Annotated in this window: 8 protein-coding genes; 3 read left to right on the top strand and 5 right to left on the bottom strand. The window is 42.0% G+C overall.

The genetic code is table 11. The features are described from left to right. Positions 1-799: 799 nt before the first annotated feature. Positions 800-1,024 carry a hypothetical protein gene (locus GNE10_RS24540; RefSeq protein WP_311774846.1) on the top strand — a complete coding sequence of 75 codons (225 nt, stop codon included), beginning with the start codon at positions 800-802 and terminating at the stop codon, positions 1,022-1,024. Positions 1,025-1,171: 147 nt separating this feature from the next. Here GNE10_RS24540 and GNE10_RS24535 read toward each other — a convergent pair whose 3' ends face one another. From GNE10_RS24535 to topA, 5 genes are all read right to left on the bottom strand, one after another. Next, positions 1,172-3,859, bottom strand: coding sequence for an HD family phosphohydrolase (locus tag GNE10_RS24535; RefSeq protein WP_185567453.1), 2,688 nt, complete (start codon positions 3,857-3,859; stop codon positions 1,172-1,174). A gap of 526 nt (positions 3,860-4,385) precedes the next feature. Next, on the bottom strand, positions 4,386-5,324 hold the full coding sequence (locus GNE10_RS24530) for an ADP-ribosylglycohydrolase family protein (protein ID WP_185567451.1): 939 nt from the start codon (positions 5,322-5,324) through the stop codon (positions 4,386-4,388). Positions 5,325-5,607: 283 nt separating this feature from the next. Further along, complete coding sequence (gene aroQ, locus GNE10_RS24525) at positions 5,608-6,072, bottom strand: type II 3-dehydroquinate dehydratase (RefSeq protein WP_185567449.1); 465 nt, start codon at positions 6,070-6,072, stop codon at positions 5,608-5,610. 11 nt (positions 6,073-6,083) lie between these two features. Continuing rightward, positions 6,084-6,221: a hypothetical protein gene (locus GNE10_RS24520; RefSeq protein WP_180267495.1), complete on the bottom strand. Its 138-nt coding sequence runs from the start codon at positions 6,219-6,221 to the stop codon at positions 6,084-6,086. Positions 6,222-6,569: 348 nt separating this feature from the next. Further along, positions 6,570-9,236, bottom strand: a complete 2,667-nt coding sequence (topA, locus tag GNE10_RS24515) for a type I DNA topoisomerase (protein ID WP_185567447.1) — start codon at positions 9,234-9,236, stop codon at positions 6,570-6,572. Between the two features lie 482 nt (positions 9,237-9,718). Here topA and GNE10_RS24510 point away from each other — a divergent pair, with 482 nt between their 5' ends. Next, the gene (locus tag GNE10_RS24510) at positions 9,719-10,012 is read left to right on the top strand and encodes a hypothetical protein (RefSeq protein ID WP_185567445.1); all 294 of its coding nucleotides are present in this window, start codon (positions 9,719-9,721) and stop codon (positions 10,010-10,012) included. Then, positions 9,999-11,222: a DUF6745 domain-containing protein gene (locus GNE10_RS24505; RefSeq protein ID WP_221642978.1), complete on the top strand. Its 1,224-nt coding sequence runs from the start codon at positions 9,999-10,001 to the stop codon at positions 11,220-11,222. Before GNE10_RS24510 ends, GNE10_RS24505 begins: the two co-directional genes overlap by 14 nt. Positions 11,223-11,587 lie beyond the last annotated feature (365 nt).

Below are 11,587 nucleotides of genomic sequence, written 5' to 3'. Positions count from 1 at the left end.
GCCGAACCAACCTATGTATAAGCGGTTGTTGGTGCTGGTTATCCAGTTGGCGAAGCGACCCCATACGTTGGCGCTTTGGCGCTGTTGAATGGTTGCTGTCATTGTTTTATGATTGCGTTTGAATTTATGTATGTATCAGGCGGTTTTGTTTTCGCCTATGAGTATACTTTACACTGCTTTACAAAAATTAATCAAGTGCTGTGAATTTTGGAAAACTAGTTTTAATCATTAGTTTTACTTATTTAAAGGTAAGCAGCGAAGCTCAAAATATGCTGCATCTACCCACATACATAGAAATTTATAGTTCTATTTTGGTTGGATCGCCTACTTACCTGGGAATAATAGCTTTGTAGATTACCGCTATTCCAAAAAATTAACCCTCAGGTTACCACTGGGGGCTTTTTTGTTTGGCAAAATGGCAGATGGGTCAATTAGAGGCTTGCTATGGTATGGAAGTAGGATACATTCCATGCGAAAAGTACTGACTTGCATTACCTCTGGTTAACCACCAGGGGTTTTTATTCTTCGTAAAAAACATTGTATGGAAGACTGTTGACGGTTGAGAGTCAACAACCTGAACCGGAATAATTTATTTTTCGGAGTTCCTTAAAACTAATTCACTAAGCTCTTACGCATTTGAATTACATATATTTTCATGTTAGCTGTTGACTGTCAAGTGTCAACAAACCTAATGAATGATTGTGCAGTTTTTAAACGTAATAGCTGATGATTTGTATATGCTGGTTGGCAGGGAAAGTATTTTAAACAGGGAAATTGGCAAGAAAATTTTGCGTATCTCATCAAAATTTTAGAAAGGGGCATGGCAGAGGGTTGTTTTCGTCAACTCGATCCATTTCTCACCACCATACATATTATTGGCGTTTGTAATTTATACTTCAATGCTTACGAAAACATTAAGCACACTAGACCGGATTTAGAACTGCTAAGTCCAGAAATGATTCAACAGCATACCCAAGCAGCAGTCAATTTTATTTTGGCCGCTGTGCGATCTACTGAGAATTAATGAGTAAAAGGGACTCTTAGGGACTTTGGATTAGGTTTGAAATGTAAAGTCCACGAAAAGAAATTTTTTCTGGTTGTTGATGAAGCTTGACTTACTAAAACTAAATCTGGCGATCGCTAAAATTGTGAATAACATCAGTATTAAGACTTACGAATTCCGCACAGTGCTACTAGCCTTCAACTTAGGATAAGCAATGCGCTTGTGATTAAATTGCTGCCAAACATCCACAAATATCTGAGCAATTTTTGACATTTCTTCCCGCGTTAACCCAGAATCTATGAGTTGATTGTCTTGCCATCTGGCACGCAAAATATTGTTCAGCATTGTTAAAGCTTGTTCTGCGGAGACATCTTTAGCCGATCGCTTTTCTTCTCCTTCACCTACCTTGCTTCCCTTCAGTGGTAGCGGACGTTTGCTAGATGCTTCGAGCGATCGCAGCGCCGCTTCGCAAGCATCCGCCAGCATGACAATTCCTGTTTCCCGTGACTGGGGAATCGGCCCGTCGTAGCGGAAATCTGCTTCATTTACCCTTACATTTGGATCTTCTTGAGCCATTTGCTGGGCTTGGTGATAAAAATAAGCAATCAGCATTGTTCCCTGATGTTCTGGAATAAAAGCTTGAATGGCTGTAGGTAAAAGGTGTTTACGCGCCATCACTAATCCTTCACTGACGTGCTTTTTGATAATTTCTGCACTTTTCCAAGGGTCTTTAATTTCTGTATCGTGTTTATTCGGCCCCCCCATTTGATTTTCAATAAATCCCAGAGGGTCGTGCATTTTTCCAATATCATGGTATAATGCACCAGCTCTGACTAATTCAACATTGCATCCTAATTGTTTGGCAGCAGCTTCAGCCAGGGTAGCCACAAATAGCGTGTGTTGAAAAGTTCCCGGAGTTTCAGTGGCAAGTCTTTTCAATAAAGGACGGTTTGGGTTTGCCAACTCTGCGAGGCGGATGGGAGTGACTAAATCAAAAAATCTTTCCAAATAAGGACTCAAACCTAAAGCGATGACACTCCAAACAAAGCCTGACGAAGCAAATAACCCTGCTTCTCGGAGGACGATATACCAAGTTGAACCAAATACTTGGCCAATTAAGACTTTGACAATCAAGTAAATACCGCCTTGAGTTAAAGCGATAGCCACGCCTAATAAAGCCAATTCCTCACGCGATCGCAGTCTTTGGGCGATGCAACTACCTAAGATTCCTCCGCCTACACCAGCTAAAAGCGCAGCTTTGCTCATATCCAAGCTGATGGCTAATATTGGTGACAGCAGTGCCACAACTGTCAATCCCAAAGTATGGCCGTAGAAGCTACCCAACAGTAAACCAAGGGCACTCCAAGTAGTGTAGGGTAATCCCATAACGATGACTCCTGGTACACTCAAAGTGAGGAGTAACACCAATAGGCGATCGCGTTGTCGTAATTGGCAATCAATATGTCGTTCTACCCAGACAAAAATGCCAATGGCAACAGTAACAATGCATCCTAATTTCACCAATTCCACCCACTTCACTTGACGGCGAATCAAATGATAATGCTGTAATACCTCAAAATCCCAGGCACTAATCTGCTCTCCTTGTTTGACAATCACCTGACCTTGCCGTACATTCACCATTACAGGCGACACCCCAGCGGCAGCTTTTTGAGCTTTTTCTCTGGTTTTTTCCTCATCTTTTTGCAGATTTGGCTGAAGTACAGCTAATAAGACTTTGCTGGCTAATGGTTCGGCATCTTCTGGGACAAAGGTCTGGATTTGTAAGTTGATTGCATCTTGTAGAATATTTTGTGGCAGTCCTTGGGGGATGCCTTGAGTGAGAATGCGCTCTGCACTTTGATGGATTCCCAATTGTGTATTTTCCCAGTTAGCATCTGACAAGTTTAAGAGCAAAGATTCCTCATATATTGTTTCAGGACTAACACTCTCCAACTGTAAGAGTTTGGCAGTAGCTTGAGTGTATTTTTGACGTGCTGCGGAAATTTGGGCAATCAGTGAGGCAAAGCTTTTCTCAGAATTTGTCAGTTGGTAAGCTTCTAGTTCTTTTATTGCTTGAATAGAGTCAGTATTTTGACTGACTTCGCTCAACAGAGAATTTTCTTTGGGTAGTACTTGATTAGTTACAGCAGCACTTCGTCCTGTGATTTTTCGTTGCTGGTTTCGATGATTTTCCAGAGCCAGTATCACTGCTTGCCATTCCGACTCAGAACAAGAACGGAGGTAGTGCTGGCTAAATTGAGACAAAGCTGTAGTATCAAAAAACGGAAAGGCTCCTGCAATGGTACGAATTTCATCACCATTATCTAGAAGTTTTTGTAAATTTTCATTGATGCGATCGTTCATTTGTACATCGATCATCAATACTGCTATAAAGCCTTTACTAGCAGCTTTACGCTCAGCTTCTGTTTTTTTCTTATCTTCAATGCTATCTGTATACGGCGCTCTAATTGTCTGTGGTGCTGGATTGCCAATTTGTATTTGAGTTTGATTGTATAATCTATTACCAATTACACCTGTAAGAGATACTATAGCGATCGCTAAAATGACAAAGCAACGCTTTCCATGTATCCAGTTGCAAACAACTGTATAAATACTACTGTGAGTGTTAGCTGATTTTGCCATTAAATTTAGCGCTCTTTTTTGTTTTTGGCGATCGCTTTTGTCATTGCTTTTTGAGACAAACAAGATTACATTTCTGAAGATAGCTTTTACAAGTTCCCTTCTATGGCTTGTGCCTTTAAATAGCTTTCCTTTACGGCGTAGCAATCTGTACCATCGCCGCCAGTAAGACAATTGCTGGGTCAAGAACTGCAAAAATGGCTCTGTGGTTTTCATTATCTCTGCCTGCAATTGCTGACTTTGATAAGTTAACGATGTTGATTTTTCCAGGATGGTTAAATCTATCCTTAGGAACCCTAAGCAAACAAGGGGGCTAGACCATCAGCATTTAACTTTAAAGTTTTTGCAGCCATGCAAATCACAGTAGGGCTACCGGAAGTTAAAGCTTGAAAAAAGAACCACCTCTGGCTTGAGTAACGCCGTTGAAGCAAGAATCTCCTGTTGTTGTAGGCACAAGAGTGTCAATTAAGTTTCTGAACTTTAGAGCGTCAGCCCTAATGATAAGTTTTCAACCGAACATAAAGTCAGCGGCTTCAAACCTGGTTATATGAAACTTGAATGTTCATTAGCTTAGCTCAAGACAAAACAATCATCAGGAAATTTAGATCTGCGGCTACTACTGCAACTACGGTTGCGGAAGTTAGCTACAGAAACAAATCGAGGGTTTACTGAAAAATATTAGTATAGGATACTTTCAATATTGCGAGTTTGGCATCCGCACTGTTGTTCGCTGAAAATAGTATTAACGCAACCGAATAACACGAGGAGCTGCGTAAACTGAAAGCAAAGCTGCCTTGGAGATGGCACATTCCTCCTCTGTTAACTTTTTAGGATCTAAGCGGATGCTATTATACAATCCCGACCACACAGCCACAAGTGCATCAGCCAATTCTAACATTTCCTCAAAGCTTGTTAATTCGGACGTTGGAGAGTTGTTTTCTAAAAACAAGACTCGCCAATTTAAAGGCATTCCTGCTGTAGTGTTATAGGCACCTGATAAAGCAGCTGTAATTACACCCGTAGAGTATGCTATCAGATGCGTGGCTTGTTGTTTGGAATCACCTTTGTGAGTCGCTCGCAAAACTGCAAGACGAAAGTCTTCTAATGTACTCAGAAAACAATAAAATGCAATGGCAATTGTGTTATTGAGCGTTTCTTTACCAGTAAACTCAGCTTGTACCCTTTCTAATCCAGCGCCTTGTGCTAATAAATTCTGAATTCTTAATAATTTTTTCGGTATTGAAGTGGGCGTTTCTTGCAGGAAGGCAATTGTTTCGGGAATCAGTGTCAGGGGATCGAGTTTCTCAGTCAAAGCCAAAGCAATGGTATATCCTACTGCTAAGGTTCCATCCCTAACTACTGGGTCTTCACCCCAGATTTTTAAGAGACTTAGCAAGTTTTTTCGTAACTTAATTGGATTTTCATGATAAAAAAGTGCCACTGGTAATGTGGCAATAATTATCTCTGTTGGAGTTAAATCAAGAGAAGCTTGTTGTTGACGGGCTATCCAATCATCTAAATCTAATCTACCCAAGTTAATTAAACTTTGGGTACCGAGAATTGCCATTCTGCCAAAATTGGGGTAATTCTGAGGCTCTATTCCACCACCAGAGGTTAAACTTCCTCCCAGGAATGCTCCGAATAAAGTACCTCTAAACCGACTGATAAGAGAGTAACGCATTAAATAGTGAGGAGTGAGGAGTTAGAAGTTAGGAGTGAGGAGTGAGGAGTTAATTATCAAAATTTATAATTCCTGACTTTGCTATCAAGATTTTAACTTCTAACTCTTAAATAATTTACTAGTGCTTGTAAGCCCAACACCATCCATATCTTAACTCCAAACTCCTAATTCCAAACTCCAAATTCCAAACTCCAAACTCCTAACTCCAAACTCCTAACTCCAAACTCCAAACTCCTAACTCCTAACTCCAAACTCCAAACTCCAAACTCCTAACTCCTAACTCCTAACTCTTAGCTCTTAAATAATTTACCAATGCTTGTAAGCCCAACAAGTAACTTTGATGGCCAAAACCACTGATTTGACCAATTGCTACTGGGGCTATGTAAGAGTGATGGCGGAAATCTTCCCGACGATAAATATTACTTAGATGTACTTCTACTGTAGGCAAGTTTACGGCAGCGATCGCATCTCGCAATGCCACACTTGTGTGGGTATATGCCCCTGCATTAATTAAAATTCCTTGATGTTGCCCCCATGCTTGATGAATAGCATCCACCAAAATTCCTTCATGATTCGACTGCAAGGGAAAAATTTTCGCCTGTAATTTTAATCCTTCTTCTTCTAACAGGCGGTTAATTTCCGCTAATGTCAACGAGCCATAAATTCCTGGTTCTCGCTGTCCTAGCAAGTTTAAGTTTGGCCCGTGCAGTGCCAGAATACTTAAGGGTTCTAAAGTCGAGGTTACCACTTTTGGGGCTACTAGCGACGGCGTGAGCGATCGTTCACAGGAATCGGAATCAGTTCCGGTTCCGGCTCAACCTCTGGCCCTAAAAGGCTCTCAATTAGCCTGCGTGCTAATTCCTTAAGCTTTTCTAGCACCTTTTCTATATAGTCCATGAACTGACCGCTCCTGAGATACTACCTCAATTTTGATTAACAATTACGCATTAAGTTGCGTACTTTTGCACCTCTAGCTTTTAACGTAGCTCATACACAATCCCGTTTTTGGGACATTAGCCACTTCTAAAATTTGGGGTTGTGTTTTCCCATACTTTTTAGAGTATCACACTTGCAACCTATAGAACTGCATCCTACCAGGGATGGGTATCTAGGGTCAAGAGTCAAGGGGAGCTGCTAATTTATCAAGCTAAAATCTGCTGGTTTCAGATTGGGGGATGGATCAAGAAAATTTTGAACTTTGCAAGGTTGCTCAGTAAATTATCCCAAATCTCAAATCTTCAATTGTTAGCCTTCTGCCGTCTTTTTCTTCGTCGCTGTGGTCGATGACTTCGCTGTTGACTTAGATGCAGTTGACTTAGATTTAGAAGTTGTTGATTTTGTAGTTTTGCGAGTGGATTTTCCTGTCCCAGCTTTAGCAGCCAACAATTCCAAAGCCATAGCCAGCGTTATATCTTCTACAGATTGACCCTCTGGGATTCTGGCATTAGTTTTGCCATGCTTGATGTAAGGGCCATAGGGGCCGTCGTAGATATTCACTGGGTCGTCGTCTTCTGGATGTGTACCCAATTCGCGTAAAGCTGCCTTGGACTTGCTGTTGGTGGAACTGCGTCCCTTTTTTGGCTCGGATAATAACTCCAATGCACGTTCCAGGGTGACTGTCAATACATTATCTCCAGCTTTCAGGGAGCGATAATCTTTTCCTTCCTTACCCTGGTCGTGAACGATATAGGGGCCAAAGCGTCCCAAACTCGCTTGAATTTTGCTGCCAGTAACTGGATGAGTTCCTAATGTCCGGGGTAGTGCTAACAGACCAACAGCCATTTCCAGGGTAACGTTTTCTGGGGTGACGCCTTTGGGTAGAGAAGCTTGTTTCGGTTTGGGATTTTCCTCGGACTTGTCCCCTAATTGGACATAAGGGCCATAGGCACCAATTTTCACATAAATTGGTTCGCCAGTTTCGGGATGGCGTCCTACTTGGTCTGGGCCGGTGGTTTTTTGCCGCAGCAATACTTCTACCTGTTTGGGGTCGAGGTCAGCTGGTGTCAAGTCTTTGGGAATTGAGGCAGTGACAACACCTTCACCATTTTCAACTTCAATGTAAGGGCCATATTTACCAATGCGGACTTTGGCTGCTAAATTTTCTAGTTCTACAGTTCTGGCTTTAGAGGCATCAATTTGGCTTTCCTGTTCCTTGACTAGGGTTTCTAGACCTTTGTCTCCCAAATAAAATTTCTGGAGGTAGGGTAGCCATTTAGCTTCACCTGTGGCGATGTCGTCGAGGGTTTGCTCCATTTTTGAGGTAAAGCTGGGATCGACGATATCGGGGAAATGTTTTTCCAGCAAGTCTGTGACGGCGAAAGCTGTGAAGGTAGGTATAAGGGCGTTATTTACCAATTGGGCGTAACCCTTGTCGATAATGGTACCAATGATGCTGGCGTAGGTACTGGGACGACCGATACCTTCACTTTCTAAGGTTTTTACTAGAGTAGCTTCGGTGTACCTAGCCGGGGGTTGAGTTTCGTGACCAACGGCTTCCAGTTGGGTACAATTGGGGCGATCGCCCACTTTCAGACTAGGTAAAATTACTTCTTGGTCTTCTAGCGCTGCTTCTGGGTCGTCTGAGCCTTCAACATAAGCGCGTAGGTATCCCGGAAATTCAATGCGCTTGCCAGAAGAACGAAAACCAGCGTCTTCGACTTGCAATTGTACGGAAATTTGGGTTTGCCGAGAATCAGCCATTTGGCAGGCGACGGTACGTTTCCAAATCAAATCGTAGACAGCGAGTTCGCGACCGCCCAAACCGGTTTCTTGGGGAGTGCGGAAAGTGCTACCTGCCGGACGAATTGCTTCGTGTGCTTCTTGTGCGCCTTTGGATTTGGTGGTGTATTGCCGGGGCTGGGGGCTGAGATATTTTTGACCGTAGAGTTTTTCTACACAACTTCTAGCAGCGGCGATCGCTTGATCTGACAAATGCACCGAATCTGTCCGCATATAGGTAATATACCCCTGTTCGTACAAATTCTGGGCAATTCGCATCGTATCGCGGGCTGAGAGGCGCAGTTTCCGGTTAGATTCTTGTTGTAGGGTCGAGGTCGTGAACGGTGGTGCTGGTTTACGCGTTACTGGGCGTTCTTCGATGTCAGTGACACTCCAAGTTTTCCCAGTCAGGCGTTCCTTCAGGGCTAGGGCTTGTTCTTCATTGAGCAACAAAACATTGCGACCTTGGACAATTTGTCCGGTTGCAGGGTCAAAATCGCCGCCACTAGCGATTTTGGTTCCTCCTAGCGTCACCAACTGGGCAGCAAAGGGTGTTTTATCCTTTTCTAAACTGGCTTTTAAATCCCAGTAAGTACCTTCATGGAAAGCCCGACGCTGGCGTTCCTTGGTCACCAAAAGTCGCACCGCTACAGACTGCACTCGCCCAGCAGATAATCCCCAGGCGATTTTTTTCCATAGCAGCGGAGACAAAGTATAACCCACTAATCGGTCTAAGATTCGCCGCGTTTCTTGGGCGCGAACCAACTGCTCATCGATATTGCGGCAGTTTTTCAGCGCTTTTTTGATGGCATCTTGAGTAATTTCGTGAAACACCATCCGCTTAGTCGGAACTTTCGGTTTCAGCAATTGGTATAAATGCCAACTAATGCTTTCACCTTCCCGGTCTTCGTCTGTTGCCAGAATCAGTTCATCTGCATCTTTAAGTGCATCCTTGAGCTGAGTGACAATTTTCTTTTTGTCTTTCGGGACAACATATACCGGTTCAAAGTCGGCGTCCACATTTACCCCTAGCTGCGCCCATTTTTCCCCTTTGACGGCGGCGGGAATTTCAGTAGCCGACTGGGGGAGGTCACGTACATGACCCATAGACGCCTCTACCTTATAGTCTGATGGCAAGTAGTTGCGAATGGTACGAGCTTTGGTTGGAGATTCGACGATGACGAGAGTTGACATGGAAATTTCAAAAAAAAGAATAGCTGCTAAGCTAAACAGTCAAATTGAGGTAATTTTTACAAATTGTCAAGATAAAACGTCACGCTTAGGGTGGTGATTTAATCCTCACACAAACTGCCCGCTTGGGAGAAAATCCACCCTAACTTAGGGTACAGTCCTTCCCAGAGTATAGGAGAGGGAAAGCTAGATGTGAATTTCCAGCTATTTCAATCTTTAACTTATCTATCGCATAATTGGCGAGTAGAGTTTTTAAAATACTCCGCAAGTTGAATGAGGGAGTGGGGAGATGGCAACGCCTTGGGGAAAGGTAAAAGGAGGGATCTTTCTTCTCTGCTTTGCCCTTTGCCCTTTGCCCCTTGCCCCATACCCAATGCCCCATACCCAATGCCCCATGCCCAATTATTAAGAGCTTGTGCCAAAATTAAACCAAACTCAAGCAAAAAAGCGAAGTGGGTTTATGCCCATGTCAGGAAAGCAAAATCATGCTACCAATTCGTCAAGGTGATGTCATATTACTGCCTGTGGAGCAGGTTGAAGGACAAAAAATACCTCATTTAACTTTGGCAGAAGGCGAAGTTACGGGTCATAAACATCGAATTACTGAAGGCAAGGCAGAATTATACGAAAAAGATAGCACGCTGTATTTACGAGTTTTTTCACAGTCGGCATTGCTATCTCATGAGGAGCATAAAGCGATTTCTATTCCCCAAGGTAACTGGATGGTGAAAATTCAGCGAGAATATGAGCCTGAAGGTTGGCATTATGTCGCTGATTAAGAATTTAACGCCTGAGCAAGAAGCTTTGATTCCAGTTTATCGGGAGAAGTGGCGAAAAGTTGCATTTTCAACTGAGAGAATCGATCGTGAAAAAGCCTCTGAAGCCTTAAAATTTGCTTATACTGCTTTTGGCTTTGAAGTACCGAAGATTATTTTTTGTGATAGCCCGTATGCTGCTTTCAGTGAGATATTTTTGTATAAATTTGACCAATTGATACAGGAATTTGAATTTCCTATTATTAGTAGATTAAATAAATCATCTGCAAGCCGAATAAAAAAGCAACAAAAAGTTTTTCACCCTCTACCAAAACTCCTCGGTAAGCAAATAGACTTTTTTTATGAATTAATAGATTCACCAATATTTCAGCCAATACCAGATACTAAAATATATGATTGTCTTTATTTGGAATTGGATAGTCAAGGTTGGGATTACGAACATGGACTATTCTATACACATCTCATTCCAGAACTCATTATCGAAATATATGAAAAGTTACAAAACCAACCTGGGACAAAATTACAAAACCGGATTGGAAAGCGATTGTGGTTTTTTTTACGAAAACGTTTAGATTCTCATATAGGGAACGTTTATTGGAAATCGTGGCAACCAGATAAAAATACTACAGTAGGTAGTGTATATGATTTTTATTTTAAGGTTTTAAATTTTGATTATGATGTGGAAAAATTCCAGCACTACCAATCATTAATAACAGAATGTGGTTGGATTTTCGCTTTTGAAAAAGTAGCAATTATCTGCGATCGCCCCCTTCACTTGCGCTTCGATAATCAAAATCGTCTCCACGCTGAAGGCAAACCCGCTATTGAATTTATTGATGGATATAGCCTCTACTCCTACCACGGCGTAACCTTACCTGAAAAATACGGCAAAATCCACCCCCAGCAATGGCAACCTCAATGGCTTTTATCAGAGAAAAATGCCGAACTACGCCGAGTATTAATTCAAGGTATTGGTTACGCTCGAATTTGCCAAGAATTACAAGCTATTGAATTAGATACTTGGGCTGAATACACGCTATTAAAAATTGATGCTGATGTTGATGAAGAACCAATTTCTTTATTAAAAATGACTTGCCCAAGTACAGGCTTTATTCACGCCTTGCGAGTTCCGCCGAATATTAACTCAGCACGTGAAGCAATTCGCTGGGTTAATTGGGGAGTAGATGTAGAGGAATTTGGCGTGCAAACATAACTACTTCAGGGACTCTCCCCGCTAATAAATTGTTGATACAAATTAAAAATTTTTCAAATGCATCTCTTTCATCTACAGAATAAAAAAGGATTATACTATCCCAACCCTGAGATGACGTAATATTAAATTTTGCTTGTATCCACTCTTGAAATCTGTCAAATTTGCTTTCTTGTTCTGTTCTTGGTAAGAGTTTGTTTGAAAAGTGGTTAACTGTGATTTTAATTACCCCCCTTAATCCCCCCTTGGTAAGGGGCGAAACAATAAAATCTAGTTCCCTCCCCTTATAAAGGGGAGGGTTAGGGTGGGGTAAAAATATTTGATACATCAATCATGACTTTTCAAACATCTTCTAAGCCAAGTTCCAT

Origin of the sequence: Nostoc sp. 2RC (genome assembly GCF_014222165.1) — a bacterium.
In the GTDB taxonomy this organism is placed as follows: Bacteria; Cyanobacteriota; Cyanobacteriia; order Cyanobacteriales; family Nostocaceae; genus Nostoc; species Nostoc linckia.
The sequence above is the reverse complement of the archived record's forward strand: the minus strand, read 5'-3'. Positions and strand labels throughout refer to the sequence as shown.

Excerpts from the sequence above, each read along its gene's own strand:
- GNE10_RS24530 (WP_185567451.1), bottom strand. The coding sequence starts at position 5,324 with ATGCGTTACTCTCTTATCAGTCGGTTTAGAGGTACTTTATTCGGAGCA.
- GNE10_RS24535 (WP_185567453.1), bottom strand. The coding sequence starts at position 3,859 with ATGAAAACCACAGAGCCATTTTTGCAGTTCTTGACCCAGCAATTGTCT.
- GNE10_RS24520 (WP_180267495.1), bottom strand. The coding sequence starts at position 6,221 with ATGGACTATATAGAAAAGGTGCTAGAAAAGCTTAAGGAATTAGCACGC.
- topA (WP_185567447.1), bottom strand. The coding sequence starts at position 9,236 with ATGTCAACTCTCGTCATCGTCGAATCTCCAACCAAAGCTCGTACCATT.
- GNE10_RS24510 (WP_185567445.1), top strand. The coding sequence starts at position 9,719 with ATGCTACCAATTCGTCAAGGTGATGTCATATTACTGCCTGTGGAGCAG.
- GNE10_RS24505 (WP_221642978.1), top strand. The coding sequence starts at position 9,999 with ATGTCGCTGATTAAGAATTTAACGCCTGAGCAAGAAGCTTTGATTCCA.